The organism is Pseudomonas sp. GW822-FHT07A10, assembly GCF_058798795.1.
Window position 1 is genome coordinate 143,941 of record NZ_JBXAKV010000015.1, and the last position, 20,684, is coordinate 164,624.

Sequence of the window (20,684 nt, forward strand, 5' to 3'; positions counted from 1 at the left end):
CATAAAAAAGGGAGGCCGCTGGGGCCTCCCTGTTTCATTGCGATGTGCCGTTACAAACTGGCAATCCGCGCATGCTGCTCCGCCAGCTTGCCCAAAGCCTGTTCAGCTTCAGCCAGTTTGGCGCGTTCCTTCTCGATGACTTCGGCCGGGGCCTTGTCGACGAAACCGGCGTTGGACAGCTTGCCGCCGACGCGCTGAACTTCGCCCTGCAGACGCAGGATTTCCTTGTCCAGGCGCGCCAGTTCGGCGTCCTTGTCGATCAGGCCGGCCATCGGCACCAGCACTTCCATCTCGCCAACCAGTGCGGTGGCGGACAGTGGAGCTTCTTCGCCAGCCTTCAGAACAGTGATCGATTCCAGACGCGCCAGCTTCTTCAGCAAGGCTTCGTTCTCGGTGAGTCGACGCTGATCTTCGGCGCTGACGTTTTTCAGGAACAGGTTCAGCGGTTTGCCTGGACCGATGTTCATTTCACCGCGGATGTTACGGGTGCCGAGCATCAGGCCCTTGAGCCATTCGATGTCGTCTTCGGCGGCCGGATCGATGCGTTCCTCGTTAGCCACTGGCCACGGTTGCAGCATGATCGTCTTGCCTTTGATACCGGCCAGCGGTGCGACGCGTTGCCAGATTTCTTCGGTGATGAACGGCATGAACGGATGAGCCAGGCGCAGAGCGACTTCCAGTACCCGAACCAGGGTACGACGGGTGCCGCGCTGACGCTCGACCGGCGCGTTTTCGTCCCACAGCACAGGCTTGGACAGTTCCAGGTACCAGTCGCAATACTGGTTCCAGATGAACTCGTACAAGGCTTGTGCCGCCAGGTCGAAACGGAACTGATCGAGTTGACGGGTCACTTCGACTTCGGTGCGTTGCAACTGCGAGATAATCCAGCGATCCGCCAGTGAGAGCTCGTAGGCTTCGCCGTTCTGGCCGCAGTCTTCGCCCTTGTCCAGCACGTAGCGCGCGGCGTTCCAGATCTTGTTGCAGAAGTTGCGATAGCCTTCGACGCGACCCATGTCGAACTTGATGTCACGCCCGGTGGACGCCAGTGAGCAGAAGGTGAAGCGCAGGGCGTCAGTGCCATAGCTGGCGATGCCTTCGGCGAACTCGTCGCGGGTCTGCTTCTCGATCTTCTTCGCCAGTTTCGGCTGCATCATGCCGGAGGTGCGTTTCTGCACCAGATCTTCCAGCTCGATGCCGTCGATGATGTCCAGCGGATCCAGGACGTTGCCCTTGGACTTGGACATTTTCTGGCCTTGGCCATCACGTACCAGGCCATGCACATAAACGGTCTTGAACGGAACCTGCGGCGTGCCGTCTTCGTTTTTCACCAAGTGCATGGTGAGCATGATCATCCGGGCAACCCAGAAGAAAATGATGTCGAAACCGGTCACCAGCACATCGGTGGAGTGGAATTTCTTCAGGAATTCGGTCTGCTCCGGCCAGCCGAGGGTGGAGAAGGTCCACAGGCCCGAACTGAACCAGGTATCCAGAACGTCGTTGTCTTGTTGCAGCGCAACGTCCGGCCCGAGATTGTGCTTGGCACGCACTTCGGCTTCGTCGCGACCGACGTAGACCTTGCCCGACTCGTCGTACCAGGCCGGAATCCGGTGGCCCCACCACAGCTGACGGCTGATGCACCAGTCCTGGATATCGCGCATCCACGAGAAGTACATGTTTTCGTACTGCTTTGGCACGAACTGAATGCGGCCGTCTTCAACCGCAGCGATGGCCGGCTCGGCCAATGGCTTGGTGGACACGTACCACTGGTCGGTCAGCCACGGCTCGATGATGGTGCCGGAGCGGTCGCCTTTAGGCACTTTCAGGGCGTGGTCGTCGACGCTGACCAGCAGGCCGGCGGCTTCGAACGCTGCCACGATCTGCTTGCGCGCTTCGAAGCGGTCGAGGCCGGCGTATTCGGCCGGGATCTTGCCGTCGATGCTCTCGTTCAGTGTGCCGTCGAGATTGAACACTTGGGCCGCAGGCAGCACATGGGCGTTTTTGTCGAAGATGTTCAGCAGCGGCAGGTTGTGGCGCTTGCCGACTTCGTAGTCGTTGAAATCGTGGGCCGGGGTGATTTTCACGCAGCCGGTGCCGAATTCAGGGTCGCAGTAATCGTCGGCGATGATCGGGATGCGGCGGCCAACCAGCGGCAGCTCGACAAATTTGCCGATCAGGGCTTTGTAGCGTTCATCGTTCGGGTTAACGGCCACGGCGGCGTCGCCGAGCATGGTTTCCGGACGCGTGGTCGCGACGATCAGGTAGTCGTTGCCTTCAGCGGTTTTGGCGCCATCGGCCAGCGGGTACTTCAAGTTCCACAGGAAGCCTTTCTCGTCGTGGTTTTCCACTTCAAGGTCGGAAATCGCCGTGTGCAGCTTGGTGTCCCAGTTGACCAGACGCTTGCCGCGATAGATCAGACCGTCTTCGTGCAGACGCACGAAGGCTTCTTTCACCGCTTCCGAGAGGCCGTCGTCCATGGTGAAGCGCTCACGGCTCCAATCCACGGACGAGCCGAGGCGGCGGATCTGACGGCTGATGTTGCCGCCGGACTGATCCTTCCATTCCCAGACTTTCTCGAGGAATTTCTCACGGCCCAGATCGTGGCGATTCTGGCCCTGGGCTTCGAGTTGACGCTCCACCAGCATTTGCGTGGCGATGCCGGCGTGGTCGGTGCCTGGCTGCCACAGGGTGTTGCGACCCTGCATACGGCGGAAACGGATCAGGGCGTCCATGATCGCGTTGTTAAAGCCGTGACCCATGTGCAGGCTGCCGGTGACGTTCGGCGGCGGGATCATGATGGTGTAGGACTCGCCCTCGCCTTGTGGGGCGAAGTAGTTCTCGGACTCCCAGGTGTTGTACCAGGAAGTTTCAATGGCGTGCGGCTGGTAGGTCTTATCCATGCGCGGCGGGACCCTATTGGCATTTATTCAGGAAAAGCCGGGAAGTATAGCGGGGCACGGGGCGTAGGGCGAGCAGGGGCGGACTGTGGCGAGGGGGTTTACCCCCGTTCGGCTGCGAAGCAGTCGTAAAACCGATGTGTGGGTGCGCCAGATGCACCACGATGGCAGATATTGGGGCCGCTTCGCGACCCAGCGGGGGTAAACCCCCTCGCCACAGAAGCCCGCTCGGCTCAGGGTTACTCGTACTGGCTAAGCAACCGTTCCATCCGCGCATCCAGCCGGCGTTTGATTTCGGTTTCGATGTGCGGGGCGAAGTCGTCGATCACGTCTTGCATGATCAATTGCGCGGCGGCGCGCAGCTCGCTATCCAGGTGCAACAGGGCATCGGGGCCCTTGTTGGCGGCAGGAGCCGGCTGGGCGGCCGGGGCGGGTGGTGGCGGTTCGACCTGCGGCGCATGGCCGACGGTGTCGAACAGCATGGGAATCTGTTCCTGGTCGCCTTCAATGACGGCGTCGGTCAGCAACGGCGGTTGCAGGTTGTCATCGCCGAGCAGTTGGCGGATCGACTCAAGGTCTTCCAGCAGGTGCACGGACTTTTGCGGTGGTTTTGGAGTGTCCATCGGAATGCTCAGAGTCGCTGTAAACGGTGATCTTGCAGAGGATAGCCCTGTTCGCGGTAGAAACGAAAACTCTCCCGCGCAGCCGCACGAATCGCCGGGTCTTCCACCACCACTTCCGCCACGCGGGCGAACTGTCTGGCAAAGGCCGGGACTTTCAGGTCGAGATTGACCAGCAGATCCTGATGCTGACCGCAGTCATCGCCAAGACCCAAAACAATCAAGCCGTCCGGCTCGCTTTCGGCAGGGCCGTGGGGCACGAAGCTTTCGCCTTTGAACGCCCACAACCGCGCATCGAGCGCATCACGCTGGGCGGCATCGCTGCAATGCAGGTAAATGCGGTGGCCCATGCGCCAGGCTTTTTCGGTGAGCTTGCAGGCGAAATCCAGCCGCGCCGAAGGATCGGCGCTGGGCAGGATATAGAAGTCGACTTTGGTCATTGCGGTTCCTGAGCCACGAACGGCGTCACTCGAAAGTGACGCCGTCCGAGGTCATTGGTTTCAGGCTTTGGCGCGGTCCAGCAGGTATTGGGTCAGCAGGGGAACCGGACGGCCAGTGGCGCCCTTGTCCTTGCCGCCGCTGGTCCAGGCCGTGCCGGCGATGTCCAGGTGCGCCCAGTTCAGGTTCTTGGTGAAGCGTGACAGGAAGCAAGCGGCGGTGATGGTGCCGGCTTTCGGGCCGCCGATGTTGGCGATGTCGGCGAACGGGCTGTCCAGCTGCTCTTGATACTCATCGAACAGTGGCAGTTGCCAGGCGCGGTCGTCGGCGGATTGGCCGGCGCTCAGCAGCTGGCCGATCAGCTCGTCGTTGTTGCCCAGCAGGCCCGAGGTGTGGGCGCCCAGTGCCACGACACAAGCACCGGTCAGGGTGGCGATGTCGATCACCGCTTGCGGCTTGAAGCGTTCGGAGTAGGTCAGGGCATCGCACAGCACCAGACGGCCTTCGGCGTCGGTATTGAGGATTTCAACTGTCTGGCCGCTCATGGTGGTAACGATGTCGCCCGGACGCGAAGCGTTGCCGCTCGGCATGTTCTCGGCGCAGGCCAGGATGCACACCAGGTTGATCGGCAGTTTCAGCTCAAGCACGGCACGCAGGGTGCCGAACACGCTGGCGGCGCCGCCCATGTCGTACTTCATCTCATCCATGCCGGCGCCCGGCTTGAGGCTGATGCCGCCGGTGTCGAAGGTGATGCCTTTGCCGACGAGGGCGTACGGCTTCTCGGATTTCTTGCCGCCGTTGTATTGCATGACGATCAGGCGCGGTGGCTGGGCGCTGCCCTGGCCGACGGCGTAGAACGAACCCATGCCCAGGTCCTTGATCTTCTTCTCATCAAGGACTTCGACTTTCAAGCTTTTGAACTCTTTGCCCAGGTTCTTGGCTTGTTCGCCAAGGAACGTCGGGTGGCAGATGTTCGGCGGCAGGTTGCCCAGGTCACGGGTGAAGGCCATGCCGTTGGCGATTGCGGTGGCGTGGGCCACGGCGCGTTCGACTTCAGCCTGTGCCGCCTTGATGGTCACCAGAGTGACTTTCTTCAGGGCGCGCGGGTCGGCTTTCTGGCTCTTGAACTGTTCGAAGGTGTACTCGCCGTCCACCAGGGTTTCGGCCAGCAGGCGGGTCTTGCCATAGCTGTCACGGCCCTTGACCACCACTTCGTCCAGGGCCAGCACTGCATCGCTGCCGCCCAGGCCTTTCAGGGTATTGAGGATGCCGGCGATGATTTTGCGGAACGGGCGATCGCCCAGTTCTTCATCCTTGCCCACGCCCACCAGCAGCACGCGTTCGGCCTTGAGGTTGGGCAGGCTGTGCAGCAACAGGCTTTGGCCGACTTTGCCGGCCAGGTCGCCGCGCTTGAGCACTGCGCTGATAGCGCCGCCGCTCAGTTCGTCGAGCTGCTTGGCAACGGTGCCGAGCTTGCGGCCTTCGCGGACGGAGACCACCAGGGTGGCGGTCTTCAACGTTTCCGGGCTAACGCTTTTTACAACCAGTTCCATGTCCGGGTCCCTGAATTAATGGTCAAACTGCGCGACGCGCAGAGGCTTGCTTATAAGTAGAAAGGCGCCGGTGTGTTGCCAGCGACAAAGGCCGCAGTTTGAACCTCGCTGCCTGCGCCTGACAACCCTCGGTTATGCGAACTTAAGCGGTTCAGGTGCCTGCTTGAGCATGCGCAGTGACAGGCGCACTCAATCACAGGATAATGCGCATCTTTTTCGGCGGCTCTGCCCTGCGGGCCGGCTGATATGTTTGCTTGTTTGGCCGCTTAGCCTGACAACCCTGGAGTGTCTGGTTTGATTGTCTTCCGTTATCTATCCCGCGAAGTCCTGTTGACCTTGAGCGCCGTCAGCGCCGTGCTGCTGGTCATCATCATGAGCGGACGCTTCATCAAATACCTCGCCCAGGCGGCCTCTGGGCTCCTGGACCCGGGCTCGCTGTTCCTGATCATGGGCTTTCGTCTGCCGGGTTTCCTGCAGCTGATTCTACCTTTGGGGCTGTTTCTCGGGATCCTGCTGGCCTACGGTCGTCTGTACCTTGAAAGCGAAATGACCGTGTTGTCTGCCACAGGCATGAGCCAGCAGCGTCTGTTTGCCATGACTCTTTTTCCGGCGACCCTGGTTGCCCTGGTCGTGGCGTGGCTGAGCCTGAGCCTGGCGCCACAAGGTGCCAACCAGTTCCAGCTGCTGCTGAACAAACAGGATGCACTGACCGAGTTCGACACCCTCGAGCCGGGTCGCTTCCAGGCCTTGCGCGACGGCACTCGGGTGACCTACACCGAGCAACTGTCGGATGACCGCATCAATCTGGGCGGCGTGTTCATCTCGCAAAAGAATGTCAGTTCCGACAACAAGGATCGGGGGATTTCCGTGCTGGTAGCCGAGAAGGGCCGTCAGGAAATCAGGCCCGATGGCAACCGTTACCTGATTCTCGACAACGGCTACCGCTACGACGGTAATCCGGGTCTGGCCGACTACCGCGCCATCAAGTACGACGAATACGGCGTATTACTGCCAAAACCGGACGTCAGCGACGAAGTGACCGACCGTGATGCGATGACCACCAGTTCCTTGCTGGCCAGCGACGACATCCGTTCGCGTACCGAATTGCAATGGCGCCTGTCCCTGCCGTTGCTGGTCTTCATCGTGACCCTGATGGCGGTGCCGCTGTCGCGGGTCAACCCGCGCCAGGGCCGTTTCCTCAAGCTGCTGCCGGCGATTCTTCTTTATATGGCTTACCTGACCATCCTGATTGCCGCTCGCGGCGCCCTTGAAAAGGGCAAAATCCCGGCCGCATTGGGCTTGTGGTGGGTGCATGCGGTTTTCCTGGTGATCGGTCTGGGCTTGCTGTACTGGGAGTCGCTGAGCTTGAAGATGGCGAGTCGCCGCAGCGCGCTGGAGGTGGCCCGTGGATAAGCTCGATCGCTACATCGGTAGCAGCGTGTTCATCGCGATCCTGGCGGTGCTGGGGATCATTCTGGGCTTGGCAACGCTGTTCGCCTTCATCGATGAGATGAGCGAAGTCAGCGATACCTACACGCTGATGGATGTCCTGAGTTACGTGTTGCTGACCGCGCCGCGCCGCCTGTACGACATGTTACCGATGGCGGCGCTGATCGGTTGCCTGATTGGTCTCGGCAGTCTGGCCAGTCACAGCGAGCTGACCATCATGCGTGCCGCCGGTGTGTCCATCGGTCGGATCGTCTGGGCCGTGATGAAGCCGATGCTGATCCTGATGGTGGTAGGGCTGGTGATTGGCGAGTACGTCGCGCCGGCCACGGAAATCACCGCTCAAGCCAACCGTTCGCTGGCCCAGGGCAGTGGCGATGCGCAAAGCGCCAAGCACGGTTTGTGGCACCGTCAGGGTGATGAGTTCATTCACGTCAACTCCGTGCAACCCAACGGTCTGCTGTACGGCGTGACCCGTTATCGTTTTGACGATCAACGCCACATGCTGTCTTCGAGCTTCGCCAAACGTGCGGAATTCGATACCGATCACTGGCAACTGACCGATGTCACGACCACGCTGTTCCATGACAAAAGTACCGAAGTGGTGACTGCCCCTGTGGAACGCTGGGAAATCGCCCTGAGCCCGCAGCTGCTGAGTACTGTGGTGATGGCGCCCGAGTCGTTGTCGATCAGCGGTCTGTGGAATTACATCCACTACCTGGCTGACCAGGGCCTGAGCAACGGTCGTTACTGGCTGGCGTTTTGGGTCAAGGTATTGCAGCCGCTGGTGACCGCTGCATTGGTGTTGATGGCGATTTCCTTCATCTTCGGTCCGCTGCGTTCGGTGACCCTCGGTCAGCGGGTCTTCACTGGTGTACTGGTGGGCTTCACCTTCCGTATCGTCCAGGATTTGCTCGGGCCTTCGAGCCTGGTGTTCGGTTTCTCGCCGCTGTTTGCGGTGCTGGTGCCGGCCGGTGTCTGCGCCCTGGCCGGGGTCTGGTTGCTGCGCCGGGCCGGTTGATTGTAGGAGCCGGCTTGCTGGCGATGGCATCGCTGCGGTCATCCAGACCCACCGCGGCGTCCCCATCGCCAGCAAGCCGGCTCCTACAAAAGTCGCCCAAAACGCCCCTGTCGCAAGACCGGGGCGTTTTTGTAGGCGCCGTCTGACCTGCAAACGTGACGCTTGCGCCGTGGATCAGGTACAATTCCCGGCTATTTTTCGGCGGGCTATGCCTGCAGCCTTTTTGAGTGTTGATCCGTGAGTGATTTGAGTCATATCCGCAATTTCTCCATCATCGCCCACATTGACCATGGCAAGTCGACGCTGGCCGATCGCTTCATCCAGATGTGCGGCGGCCTTGCCGAGCGCGAAATGGAAGCCCAGGTGCTGGACTCCATGGACCTGGAACGTGAACGCGGGATCACCATCAAGGCCCACAGCGTCACCCTGTATTACAAAGCCCGCGATGGCATCAACTACCAGCTGAACTTCATTGATACCCCGGGCCACGTCGACTTCACCTATGAAGTCAGCCGGTCGCTGGCGGCGTGTGAAGGTGCGTTGCTGGTGGTCGATGCCGGTCAGGGCGTCGAGGCGCAATCGGTTGCCAACTGCTACACGGCGATCGAACAGGGCCTGGAAGTCATGCCAGTGCTGAACAAGATCGACCTGCCACAGGCCGATCCGGAGCGCGTCAAGGAAGAAATCGAAAAAATCATCGGCATCGATGCCACCGACGCTGTCGAGTGCAGTGCCAAGACCGGCCTGGGCGTCGATGAAGTGCTCGAGCGTCTGGTTCACACCATTCCTGCGCCGACCGGCAACATCGAAGATCCGCTGCAAGCGTTGATCATCGACTCCTGGTTCGACAACTACCTGGGCGTTGTTTCCCTGGTTCGTGTGCGCCACGGTCGGGTGAAGAAGGGCGACAAGATTCTGGTCAAATCCACCGGCAAGATCCACCTGGTGGACAGCGTCGGTGTATTCAATCCAAAACACACTCCTACCGTCGACCTGAAGGCCGGTGAAGTGGGCTTCATCATCGCCAGCATCAAGGACATTCACGGTGCGCCGGTGGGCGATACCCTGACCTTGAGCTCGACGCCGGACGTCGACGTGCTGCCAGGCTTCAAACGCATTCAACCGCAGGTGTACGCCGGCTTGTTCCCGGTCAGCTCCGACGACTTCGAAGACTTCCGCGAGGCGCTGCAAAAGCTCACCCTCAACGATTCGTCGCTGCAATACACACCGGAAAGCTCTGACGCACTGGGCTTCGGCTTCCGTTGCGGCTTCCTCGGCATGCTGCACATGGAAATCATCCAGGAGCGCCTCGAGCGCGAATACAACCTGGACCTGATCACCACGGCGCCGACGGTAATCTTCGAGCTGCTGCTCAAGACCGGCGAGACGATCTACGTCGATAACCCGTCCAAGCTGCCAGACTTGTCTGCCATCGAAGATATGCGCGAGCCAATCGTGCGCGCCAATATTCTTGTGCCGCAAGAGCACCTGGGTAACGTCATTACCCTGTGTATCGAAAAACGTGGCGTACAGGTCGATATGCTGTTCCTCGGCTCCCAGGTACAAGTGACCTACGACCTGCCGATGAACGAAGTGGTGCTGGACTTCTTTGATCGTCTGAAGTCCACCAGTCGCGGCTATGCTTCTCTGGACTACCATTTCGATCGTTACCAATCGGCCAGCCTGGTGAAACTGGACGTGCTGATCAACGGCGACAAGGTCGACGCTCTGGCGCTGATCGTGCACCGTGACAACTCGCACTACAAAGGTCGCCAGTTGACCGAGAAGATGAAAGACCTGATTCCGCGGCAGATGTTCGACGTGGCAATCCAGGCCGCCATTGGCGGTCAGATTGTGGCGCGTACAACCGTCAAGGCACTCAGAAAGAACGTATTGGCCAAATGCTACGGTGGTGACGTCAGCCGTAAGAAAAAGCTGCTGGAAAAGCAAAAGGCCGGTAAAAAACGCATGAAGCAGGTCGGTAACGTGGAAATTCCACAAGAAGCCTTCCTTGCCGTGCTCAGGTTGGATAGTTAGGTCCTATGTCACTAAATTTCCCGCTGTTGCTGGTCATCGCCGTGTTCGTCTGCGGCCTGTTGGCGTTGCTCGATCTGCTGTTCCTGGCGCCACGGCGCCGGGCTGCCATCAACTCCTATCAGGGGAGCGTCAGCCAGGCTGACATGGTAGTGATCGAGAAACTGAACAAAGAGCCGCTGCTGGTCGAATACGGCAAGTCGTTCTTCCCGGTGTTGTTCATCGTGCTGGTGCTGCGTTCGTTCCTGGTGGAACCGTTCCAGATTCCTTCCGGCTCGATGAAACCAACCCTGGATGTCGGTGACTTCATTCTGGTGAACAAGTTTTCTTACGGGATCCGCCTGCCGGTGATCGACAAGAAAGTCATCGAAGTCGGTGATCCGCAGCGCGGCGATGTGATGGTGTTCCGCTACCCGAGCGACCCGAACGTCAACTACATCAAGCGTGTAGTGGGCCTGCCGGGCGACCAGATTCGCTACACCGCCGACAAGCGCCTGTTCGTCAACGGTGAGTCGATTGCCGAACAACTGGTCGGCTCCGAGCCGGGCACGTTGGGTAGCGCCGAGCTCTACAAGGAAAAACTCGGTGCCGCCGAGCACCTGATCCGCAAGGAAATGAGCCGCTACCGCGCAACGCCGGACCATTCGTGGACCGTGCCGGCCGGGCACTACTTCATGATGGGCGACAACCGCGACAACTCGAACGACAGTCGCTACTGGGATGATCCGAGCATTCCCAAGGATCTGCTGGGCATGGTTCCCGACAAGAATATCGTCGGCAAGGCCTTCGCAGTCTGGATGAGCTGGCCGGAACCCAAACTCGGTCACCTGCCGAATTTCTCGCGGGTTGGTCTGATCAAGTAATCACACACGGCGCTGTTGAACACAGCGCCGAATGCATTTCTGGAGTCGGCACAATCGGCGACAGGAGCATGAAAACAACGATATTCAGGACGTTATTTTTGAACACAGCGTTAATTGTCCCAAGCCTGCGCCGCATCAAGGCCCTGGCGGTGGAATCCAACCACGAACTCAGCGTGGGTAAACCGTGAGCGTCTCCTTAAGCCGTCTCGAGCGTCAGCTCGGTTACACCTTCAAGGATCAGGAACTGATGGTCCTGGCCCTGACTCACCGCAGTTTTGCCGGGCGCAACAACGAACGCCTGGAATTCCTCGGCGATGCCATCCTCAATTTCGTTGCTGGCGAGGCGCTGTTCGATCGCTTCCCGCTGGCCCGCGAAGGCCAGTTGTCGCGTTTGCGCGCACGCCTGGTGAAAGGTGAGACCCTGGCCGTACTGGCCCGTGGTTTTGACCTGGGTGAATACCTGCGCCTGGGCTCCGGCGAATTGAAAAGTGGCGGTTTCCGTCGCGAGTCGATTCTGGCCGATGCCCTCGAAGCGCTGATCGGTGCGATCTACCTGGACGCCGGCATGGAGGTGGCGCGCGAGCGTGTGCTGGCCTGGCTGGCCGGAGAGTTCGAAGGCCTGACGCTGGTCGACACCAACAAAGATCCGAAAACCCGCCTGCAGGAATTCCTGCAGTCCCGTGGTTGTGAGCTGCCGCGTTACGAAGTGGTGGATATCCAGGGTGAGCCGCATTGCCGGACGTTCTTCGTCGAATGTGAAATCATCTTACTGAATGAAAAAAGCCGAGGTCAGGGTGTGAGTCGTCGTATTGCCGAACAGGTAGCGGCCGCCGCAGCACTGATTGCCCTGGGTGTGGAGAATGGCAATGACTGATTCAACCGCAACTCGCTGTGGCTATGTTGCCATCGTCGGCCGTCCCAACGTGGGCAAGTCCACGCTGCTGAACCACATTCTGGGTCAGAAACTGGCGATCACCTCACGCAAGCCGCAGACCACCCGCCACAACATGCTCGGCATCAAGACCGAAGGTGACGTCCAGGCGATCTACGTCGACACCCCGGGTATGCACAAGGGCGGCGAAAAGGCCCTGAACCGTTACATGAACAAGACCGCTTCGGCGGCGTTGAAAGACGTCGACGTGGTGATCTTCGTGGTTGACCGTACCAAGTGGACCGACGAAGACCAGATGGTCCTCGAGCGCGTTCAGTACGTGACCGGTCCGCTGATCGTGGCGCTGAACAAGACCGACCGCATCGAAGACAAATCCGAGCTGATGCCGCACCTGACCTGGTTGCAGGAACAGCTGCCGAACGCGCAGATCATGCCGATCTCGGCCCAGCACGGGCACAACCTCGACACGCTGGAGCGAGTGATCGCCGAGCACCTGCCGGAAAACGATCACTTCTTCCCGGAAGATCAGATCACCGACCGCAGCAGCCGCTTCCTTGCCGCTGAACTGGTACGCGAAAAAATCATGCGCCAGTTGGGTGCCGAGCTGCCGTACCAGATCACCGTGGAAATCGAAGAGTTCAAGCAGCAGGGCAAAACCCTGCACATCCACGCCTTGATCCTCGTCGAACGTGACGGCCAGAAGAAAATCATCATTGGCGACAAGGGCGAGCGCATCAAGCGCATTGGCACCGAAGCGCGCAAGGACATGGAGCTGCTGTTCGACTCCAAGATCATGCTCAACCTGTGGGTCAAGGTGAAAGGCGGTTGGTCTGACGACGAGCGCGCCTTGCGTTCGCTGGGTTACGGCGACTTGTAAATCGTCCAGCAGCACATCGATTCAATTGTAGGAGCGAGCTTTTGTGGCGAGGGAGCTTGCTCCCGTTCGGCCGATCCGCGCCCGGGCGAAGCAGTCGTAAATCCTGGCATCGCGGTTTTACCTGAAACACTGAGGTGCATGGTTTTGGGGCCGCTTCGCAGCCCAGCGGGACGGTGCGGCGTTCCGACAAGCTCCTTCGCCACAGTGGATCTCCAGAGATTCGGAAACTGATGTCATCCAGCCCGCCCATCGGCCAACCCGCCTACGTGCTCCATTCCCGCGCCTACCGCGAAAGCAGTGCGCTGGTGGATTTCCTCACGCCGCAAGGTCGGCTGCGGGCGGTGTTGCGCAGTGCGCGGGGCAAGGCCGGGACGTTGGCGCGGCCGTTCGTGCCGCTGGAAGTCGAGTTCCGTGGCCGGGGCGAGCTGAAGAATGTCGGTCGCATGGAAAGCGCCGGCGTTTCCACCTGGCTCAATGGCGAAGCGCTGTTCAGTGGTCTCTACCTCAACGAATTGCTGATTCGCCTGCTGCCCGCCGAAGATCCTCATCCCGCGGTTTTCGATCACTACGCCGCGACCTTGCTTGCCCTGGCCGAAGGTCGACCACTGGAACCATTGCTGCGCTCCTTCGAATGGCGACTGCTCGATGATCTCGGTTACGGCTTTGCGCTGAATACCGACATCCATGGCGACCCCATCGCACCGGACGGTCTCTATCGCTTGCAAGTGGATGCCGGCCTGGAGCGGGTCTATCTGCTGCAGCCGGGCCTGTTCAATGGTACCGAACTGCTGGCCATGGCCGATGCCGACTGGTCTGCACCCGGTGCGCTGTCCGCCGCCAAGCGCTTGATGCGTCAGGCGTTGGCCGTTCACTTGGGCGGGCGTCCATTGGTCAGTCGTGAGTTGTTTCGAAAGCCGTAGTCTCCCCGTATGCTGTGCACCGAACTTCCCCCTTCTTCAGGAGCGTTTCCGTGACCACCAGCAATCGCATTCTTCTTGGCGTGAACATCGACCACGTTGCCACCCTGCGTCAGGCCCGGGGTACTCGTTACCCGGATCCGGTCAAGGCAGCGCTGGACGCGGAAGAGGCGGGTGCTGACGGCATCACCGTGCACTTGCGTGAAGACCGCCGGCACATTCAGGAGCGCGATGTACTGCTGCTCAAGGACGTGCTGCAAACCCGCATGAACTTCGAAATGGGCGTCACCGAAGAAATGATGGCGTTCGCCGAGCGTATCCGCCCGGCGCACGTTTGCCTGGTGCCGGAAACCCGTCAGGAGCTGACCACTGAAGGCGGTCTGGACGTAGCGGGGCAGGAAGCGCGGATCAAGGCGGCGGTGGATCGCCTGGCGAAGATCGGCTGCGAAGTGTCGCTGTTCATCGACGCTGACGAGCGGCAGATTGAGGCGTCCCGTCGTGTCGGCGCGCCGGCCATTGAACTGCACACCGGGCGTTACGCGGACGCCGAGACGCCAACCGAGGTCGCTGAAGAGCTCAAACGCGTGGCCGATGGCGTGGCATTCGGTCTGGCCCAAGGCCTGATCGTCAACGCCGGCCACGGTTTGCACTATCACAACGTCGAGGCTGTTGCGGCAATCAAGGGCGTCAACGAACTGAACATCGGCCATGCGCTGGTGGCCCATGCGTTGTTCGTCGGGTTCAAGTCGGCGGTGTCGGAGATGAAGGCGCTGATTCTGGCTGCTGCACTAAAGGGTTGAGATCGGCGGTGCTGCCTTCGCGGGCAAGCCTCGCTCCTACAGTTTCGTGTCGATACGCAATTGTGTGTTCGACGCAAACCTGTAGGAGCGAGGCTTGCCCGCGAAGGCGTCGTCGGAGACAACAATAATTTAAAGCTGTGGGGTTTCCTGGCTCGGCTTGGTCTTGTCGACCCCCGGCACATGCAGGTTGCCCTCGGCGACCTGGGTGCCTTCGAGCTGCGGCTGCGTGACCCACGTCAGGATGTCGTAGTAGCGACGGATGTTTGCCACGAAATGCACCGGTTCGCCACCACGGGCGTAGCCATAACGAGTCTTGCTGTACCACTGCTTCTGCGACAGGCGCGGCAGTATTTTCTTCACGTCCAGCCACTTGTCCGGGTTCAACCCTTCCTTGGCCGCCAGTTTGCGCGCGTCATCCAGGTGACCGCTGCCAACGTTGTAGGCTGCCAGCGCGAACCACGTACGATCCGGCTCCTGGATCGACTCATCCAGTTGATCCTTCATGTAGACCAGGTATTTCGCGCCGCCCATGATGCTCTGCTTGGGGTCCAGGCGATTGGAAACGCCCATGGCTTGCGCCGTGTTCTGGGTCAGCATCATCAATCCGCGCACGCCGGTCTTGGACGTGACTGCCGCTTGCCACAGCGATTCCTGATAACCGATCGCCGCCAATAGACGCCAGTCGACCTTTTCTTCCTTGGCGGACGCCTTGAAGTGCTTCTCGTACTTGGGCAACCGCTGCTGCAAATGCTGGGCGAAGGTGGTGGCGCCCATGTAGCCGAGTACGTCGACATGCCCGTAGTAGCGGTCTTTGAGGCGTTGCAGGGTGCCGTTTTTCTTCACCTTGTCGAGGTAGGCGTTGATTTCGTTGAGCAGGCTGTTGTCATCGCCGGCGGCCACGGCCCAGCTCTGGTTGCTGGCATCACCGAGGTCGAAGGCGACCCGCACGTTGGGGAAGTAGACCTGGTTCATCGCCACTTCGTTGGAGTCGACCAGGGTCAGGTCGATCTGACCTTCGTCGACCATGCGCAGCAGGTCGACGACTTCAACCGCGTCGGACTCTTCGTATTCAATGCCGGGATATTTCTTTTTCAGCGCTGCCAATTGCTCGGCGTGGGTGCTGCCCTTGAGCACGATGATCTTCTTGCCGACCAGATCGCCTGCGTCGGTCGGCCGCGACTGGCCGTTGCGATAGATGATCTGCGGGGTGACTTCGAGGTAGGAATGGGAAAACCGCACCTGCTTTTTGCGGTCCTCGCTGCTGACCAGGCCGGCAGCAGCCAGCACCGGGCCATTTGGCTTGCCCACCTGATTGAACAGGTCGTCGAGGTTGTCGGCGGTTTCGATCTTGAGTTCGACCCCCAGATCGTCGGCGAAGCGCTTCACCAGCTCGTATTCGAAGCCGGTTTCACCGTTGCGATCCTGAAAGTAGGTGGCGGGGCTGTTCCGGGTAACCACCCGCAGCACGCCATCCTCCTTTACGCGCTCCAGCGTGTTGGGTTTATCAACACAGCCACTGAGCACCAGGAAGAGTCCGGTTGCGATCAGCCATTTGGCGTACCGCGGACGCAAAGCCGTTGGGGAAAACATCTGCGCAGTATACGCAAAGGACCACGAGCGCCATATCTCGACAGCGAAGGGCTTGTCTGCTAGGGCGTCAAAAACCCGCTTGGAGCCCGCAGGAATGGGCCAGAACAGCATTTTGTGACAGAAAAAATAACCCCCGGCGCGCACCTGTTCAGGGCCCGAACACCCGGCCCGACGTTCGGGTGCAACCGCGTGTACCGTTTCGGGTGATGTCGCGGGCGGTTTAGGCTAGAATGCACGGCCTCAAAGCACACCCCTTCCCGAGGCTGTCCCGAAGATGTTGATCCTGCGCGGCGCTCCTGCCCTTTCTGCCTTTCGCCACAGCAAACTCCTTGAGCAACTGAGCCAGAAGGTTCCAGCTGTCAGCGGCCTGTATGCTGAATTCGCTCACTTCGCCGAAGTTACCGGCGTCCTGACCGGCGACGAACAGCAGGTGCTCGCGCGCCTTCTGAAGTACGGCCCTAGCGTTCCGGTACAAGAGCCCACTGGTCGTCTGTTCCTGGTATTGCCGCGTTTCGGCACCATTTCGCCGTGGTCCAGTAAAGCCAGCGACATTGCTCGCAACTGCGGCCTGACCAAGATCCAGCGCCTTGAGCGTGGCATCGCGTTCTACGTCGCCGGCCAGTTCAGCGACGCCGAAGCGCAGCTGATCGCAGACGCGCTGCACGACCGCATGACCCAGATCGTGCTGGGCAACCTCGAACAAGCCTCCGGCCTGTTCAGCCACGCCGAGCCAAAACCGCTGACTGCCATCGACGTGTTGGGTGGCGGCCGCGCCGCGCTGGAAAAAGCCAACACCGAGCTGGGCCTGGCCCTGGCCGAAGACGAAATCGACTATCTGGTCAACGCCTTCCTTGGTTTGAAGCGCAACCCGCACGACATCGAACTGATGATGTTCGCCCAGGCGAACTCCGAGCACTGCCGTCACAAGATCTTCAACGCCAGTTGGGACATCGACGGTCAGAGCCAGGAAAAAAGCCTGTTCGGCATGATCAAGAACACCTACCAGATGCACAGCGAAGGTGTTCTGTCGGCTTATAAGGACAACGCCTCGGTCATCGTCGGCTCCGTGGCCGGTCGTTTCTTCCCGGACCCTGAAACCCGCCAGTACGGCGCGGTGCAGGAACCGGTGCACATCCTGATGAAAGTCGAAACGCACAACCACCCGACCGCGATTGCCCCGTTCCCGGGCGCATCCACCGGTAGCGGCGGCGAGATTCGCGACGAAGGCGCCACCGGTCGCGGCGCGAAGCCAAAGGCTGGCCTGACCGGTTTCACCGTGTCGAACCTGCAGATCCCGGGCTTCGAACAGCCGTGGGAAGTGCCGTATGGCAAACCCGAGCGCATCGTTACCGCGCTGGACATCATGATCGAAGGCCCGTTGGGCGGCGCTGCGTTCAACAATGAATTCGGCCGTCCGGCGCTGACCGGTTACTTCCGTACCTTCGAACAGTCGATCACCACCCCTCATGGTGACGAAGTGCGCGGTTACCACAAGCCGATCATGCTGGCTGGCGGCATGGGCAACATCCGTGAAGAACACGTCAAGAAAGGCGAAATCGTCGTTGGCTCCAAGCTGATCGTGCTTGGCGGCCCGGCAATGCTGATCGGTCTGGGCGGTGGCGCGGCTTCCTCCATGGCCACCGGCACCAGCTCGGCAGACCTGGACTTCGCTTCCGTACAACGTGAAAACCCTGAGATGGAGCGTCGTTGCCAGGAAGTCATCGACCGTTGCTGGCAACTGGGCGACAAAAACCCGATCAGCTTCATCCACGACGTCGGCGCGGGCGGTCTGTCCAACGCCTTCCCGGAACTGGTCAACGATGGCGACCGCGGTGGCCGTTTCGAACTGCGCAACATTCCAAACGACGAGCCGGGCATGGCCCCGCACGAAATCTGGAGTAACGAATCCCAGGAGCGCTACGTTCTGGCGGTCGGCCCGGCGGACTTCGAACGCTTCAAGGCGATCTGCGAGCGTGAGCGTTGCCCATTCGCGGTAGTCGGCGAAGCCACAGCCGAGCCGCAACTGACCGTGACCGACAGCCACTTCGGCAACAGCCCGGTGGACATGCCGCTCGAAGTGCTGCTGGGCAAAGCCCCGCGCATGCACCGTTCGGTGGTTCGTGAAAACGAGCTGGGCGACGATTTCGATCCGTCGACCCTCGACATCGCCAACTGCGTCGAGCGCGTCCTGCATCACCCGGCCGTGGCCAGCAAGAGCTTCCTGATCACCATCGGCGACCGCACCATCACCGGCCTCGTGGCCCGTGACCAGATGGTCGGCCCGTGGCAGGTTCCGGTGGCCGACGTTGCCGTTACCGCCACCAGCTTCGACGTTTATACCGGTGAAGCCATGGCCATGGGCGAGCGCACTCCGCTGGCGCTGCTGGACGCTCCGGCGTCGGGCCGTATGGCCATCGGCGAAACCCTGACCAACATCGCCGCCTCGCGCATCGCCAAGATCTCCGACATCAAACTGTCGGCGAACTGGATGTCCGCTGCCGGTCACCCAGGTGAAGACGCACGTCTGTACGACACCGTGAAAGCGGTCGGCATGGAACTGTGCCCTGAGCTGGGCATCACCATTCCGGTCGGCAAGGACTCGATGTCCATGGCCACTCGCTGGAACGACGAAGGTGTCGATAAGGCGGTTACTTCGCCGATGTCGCTGATCGTGACCGGTTTCGCGCCAGTGGCTGACATCCGTCAGACCCTGACCCCGCAACTGCGCATGGACAAGGGCACCACCGACCTGATCCTGATCGACCTCGGTCGCGGCCAGAACCGCATGGGTGCCTCGATCCTCGCTCAGGTTCACGGCAAGCTCGGCAAACAGGCGCCGGACGTCGATGACGCCGAAGACCTGAAAGCCTTCTTCGCGGTGATCCAGGGCCTCAACGCCGACGGTCACCTGCTGGCTTACCACGACCGTTCCGACGGTGGTCTGCTGACCAGCGTGGTGGAAATGGCGTTTGCCGGCCACTGCGGCCTGAGCCTGAACCTCGACGGTCTGGCAGAGACTTCCGCCGATATCGCCGCGATCCTGTTCAACGAAGAACTGGGCGCTGTGATCCAGGTTCGCCAGGACGCCACCGCGGACATTCTCGCGCAGTTCAGCGCTGCTGGCCTGGGCGACTGCGTATCGGTGATCGGTCAGCCGATGAACAACGGCGAGATCAGCATCACGTTCAACGGCGATACCGTATTCGAAGGTCAGCGTCGTTTGCTGCAACGTCAGTGGGCTGAAACCAGCTACCAGATCCAGCGTCTGCGTGATAACGCCGATTGCGCCGAACAAGAGTTCGACGTGCTGCTGGAAGAAGACAACCCGGGCCTGAGCGTCAAGCTCAGCTATGACGTCAACCAGGACGTCGCCGCGCCTTACATCAAGAAAGGCATCCGCCCACAGGTTGCCGTGCTGCGTGAGCAGGGCGTCAACGGTCAGGTGGAAATGGCGGCCGCGTTCGACCGTGCCGGTTTCAACGCGATCGACGTGCACATGAGCGACATTCTGGCCGGCCGTGTCGACCTGAACGACTTCAAGGGCATGGTCGCTTGCGGCGGTTTCTCCTACGGCGACGTACTGGGTGCCGGTGAAGGCTGGGCCAAGTCCGCGCTGTTTAACAGCCGCGCTCGCGATGCCTTCCAGGGCTTCTTCGAACGTACCGACAGCTTCACCCTCGGCGTGTGCAACGGTTGCCAGATGATGTCCAACCTGCACGAGCTGATCCCGGGCAGCGAGTTCTGGCCGCACTTCGTGCGTAACCGTTCCGAGCAGTTCGAAGCCCGCGTGGCCATGGTTCAGATCCAGGAGTCGAACTCGATCTTCCTGCAGGGCATGGCCGGTTCGCGCATGCCGATCGCCATCGCCCACGGTGAAGGCCATGCCGAATTCGCCAGCGAAGAAGCGTTGCTGCAAGCCGATCTGTCGGGTTGCGTGGCGATGCGTTTCGTCGACAACCACGGCAAGGTCACCGAAAAATACCCGGCCAACCCGAACGGCTCGCCGCGCGGTATCACCGGTTTGACCAGCCGCGACGGTCGCGTGACCATCATGATGCCGCACCCGGAGCGTGTGTTCCGCGCGGTGCAGAACTCGTGGCGTTCGGAAGACTGGAACGAAGACGCACCTTGGATGCGTATGTTCCGTAACGCTCGCGTCTGGGTGAACTAAGAGCGGGGAGCTGATTGCCGTGTACAAGCTTTGCTTTTTTGTTCCGGCCAGTCATGTTGAAGTGGTCAAAAGCGCTGTATTCGCCGCCGGTGGCGGGCGGATCGGGGCTTATGACCACTGTGCGTGGCAGGTGTTTGGCTTGGGTCAGTTTCGTCCACTGGAGGGCAGTCAGCCGTTCATGGGTGAGGCTGGGCAGGTCGAGCAGGTTGAGGAGTGGAAGGTTGAGCTGGTGGTCAGCGATGAGTTGATTCGGGCGGTGGTGGTGGCTCTGAAAGAGAGTCATCCCTATGAGACGCCGGCTTATGAGGTATGGCGGTTGGAGGATTTCTGATCTTCCTGGCCGCTGAAATGAGAAACCCGCTGAAGTGATTTCAGCGGGTTTTTTATTGACTGCGATTTAGGGCGTGGCGGCCTTAGGGCCGACCAGGTTCTTGTTGATTGAGTACATATCCATTGCTGCGGTAACGGCGGCTTATGGTTTCGCCCTTACGGCCATCCCTTTCAAGGTCTTAGGTAAAATCTTCTGAAGTTTCTATCAGGGATACCCGAACGATGTGGGCCGATGTTC

At 60.4% G+C, this 20,684-nt stretch carries 15 protein-coding genes; 10 read left to right on the forward strand and 5 right to left on the reverse strand.

Features of this window, described 5'->3' with window-relative positions; translation table 11 throughout:
* Positions 1-50: 50 nt before the first annotated feature.
* The 4 genes from AC1RL4_RS23195 to AC1RL4_RS23210 all read right to left on the reverse strand — a co-directional run bounded on the left by AC1RL4_RS23195 (position 51) and on the right by AC1RL4_RS23210 (position 5,505).
* Positions 51-2,897, reverse strand: a complete 2,847-nt coding sequence (locus AC1RL4_RS23195) for a valine--tRNA ligase (protein WP_111454308.1) — start codon at positions 2,895-2,897, stop codon at positions 51-53.
* Between the two features lie 236 nt (positions 2,898-3,133).
* A complete protein-coding gene (locus AC1RL4_RS23200) occupies positions 3,134-3,517 on the reverse strand; it encodes a hypothetical protein (RefSeq protein ID WP_018927097.1) in 384 nt (127 codons plus the stop codon).
* A gap of 8 nt (positions 3,518-3,525) precedes the next feature.
* Complete coding sequence (locus tag AC1RL4_RS23205) at positions 3,526-3,954, reverse strand: DNA polymerase III subunit chi (RefSeq protein WP_018927096.1); 429 nt, start codon at positions 3,952-3,954, stop codon at positions 3,526-3,528.
* A gap of 60 nt (positions 3,955-4,014) precedes the next feature.
* The gene (locus AC1RL4_RS23210) at positions 4,015-5,505 is read right to left on the reverse strand and encodes a leucyl aminopeptidase (RefSeq protein ID WP_096479580.1); all 1,491 of its coding nucleotides are present in this window, start codon (positions 5,503-5,505) and stop codon (positions 4,015-4,017) included.
* A 294-nt stretch (positions 5,506-5,799) separates the two neighbouring features.
* On the opposite strand from AC1RL4_RS23210, the gene lptF reads away from it, so the two are divergent.
* The 8 genes from lptF to pdxJ all read left to right on the forward strand — a co-directional run bounded on the left by lptF (position 5,800) and on the right by pdxJ (position 14,355).
* Positions 5,800-6,918 (forward strand): LPS export ABC transporter permease LptF, encoded by a 1,119-nt coding sequence (gene lptF / locus AC1RL4_RS23215; protein WP_019581080.1) that lies wholly within the window; start codon positions 5,800-5,802, stop codon positions 6,916-6,918.
* Positions 6,911-7,972, forward strand: coding sequence for an LPS export ABC transporter permease LptG (lptG, locus tag AC1RL4_RS23220; protein ID WP_018927093.1), 1,062 nt, complete (start codon positions 6,911-6,913; stop codon positions 7,970-7,972). Before lptF ends, lptG begins: the two co-directional genes overlap by 8 nt.
* Before the next feature lie 237 nt (positions 7,973-8,209).
* A complete protein-coding gene (gene lepA / locus AC1RL4_RS23225) occupies positions 8,210-10,009 on the forward strand; it encodes a translation elongation factor 4 (protein WP_018927092.1) in 1,800 nt (599 codons plus the stop codon).
* A 5-nt stretch (positions 10,010-10,014) separates the two neighbouring features.
* The gene (gene lepB, locus AC1RL4_RS23230) at positions 10,015-10,869 is read left to right on the forward strand and encodes a signal peptidase I (RefSeq protein ID WP_018927091.1); all 855 of its coding nucleotides are present in this window, start codon (positions 10,015-10,017) and stop codon (positions 10,867-10,869) included.
* A gap of 184 nt (positions 10,870-11,053) precedes the next feature.
* The gene (gene rnc / locus AC1RL4_RS23235) at positions 11,054-11,743 is read left to right on the forward strand and encodes a ribonuclease III (protein ID WP_018927089.1); all 690 of its coding nucleotides are present in this window, start codon (positions 11,054-11,056) and stop codon (positions 11,741-11,743) included.
* Positions 11,736-12,638, forward strand: coding sequence for a GTPase Era (gene era, locus AC1RL4_RS23240; RefSeq protein ID WP_007936226.1), 903 nt, complete (start codon positions 11,736-11,738; stop codon positions 12,636-12,638). Before rnc ends, era begins: the two co-directional genes overlap by 8 nt.
* Before the next feature lie 230 nt (positions 12,639-12,868).
* Positions 12,869-13,558 (forward strand): DNA repair protein RecO, encoded by a 690-nt coding sequence (recO, locus tag AC1RL4_RS23245; RefSeq protein WP_018927087.1) that lies wholly within the window; start codon positions 12,869-12,871, stop codon positions 13,556-13,558.
* A gap of 50 nt (positions 13,559-13,608) precedes the next feature.
* Positions 13,609-14,355 carry a pyridoxine 5'-phosphate synthase gene (gene pdxJ / locus AC1RL4_RS23250; protein ID WP_019581078.1) on the forward strand — a complete coding sequence of 249 codons (747 nt, stop codon included), beginning with the start codon at positions 13,609-13,611 and terminating at the stop codon, positions 14,353-14,355.
* A gap of 129 nt (positions 14,356-14,484) precedes the next feature.
* On the opposite strand, the gene mltF is transcribed toward pdxJ, so the two are convergent.
* Complete coding sequence (gene mltF / locus AC1RL4_RS23255) at positions 14,485-15,945, reverse strand: membrane-bound lytic murein transglycosylase MltF (RefSeq protein ID WP_019581077.1); 1,461 nt, start codon at positions 15,943-15,945, stop codon at positions 14,485-14,487.
* Positions 15,946-16,219: 274 nt separating this feature from the next.
* On the opposite strand from mltF, the gene purL reads away from it, so the two are divergent.
* Positions 16,220-20,116, forward strand: a complete 3,897-nt coding sequence (gene purL, locus AC1RL4_RS23260; protein ID WP_018927085.1) for a phosphoribosylformylglycinamidine synthase — start codon at positions 16,220-16,222, stop codon at positions 20,114-20,116.
* Between the two features lie 19 nt (positions 20,117-20,135).
* The gene (locus AC1RL4_RS23265) at positions 20,136-20,447 is read left to right on the forward strand and encodes a YqfO family protein (protein ID WP_019581076.1); all 312 of its coding nucleotides are present in this window, start codon (positions 20,136-20,138) and stop codon (positions 20,445-20,447) included.
* Positions 20,448-20,684: the final 237 nt, after the last annotated feature.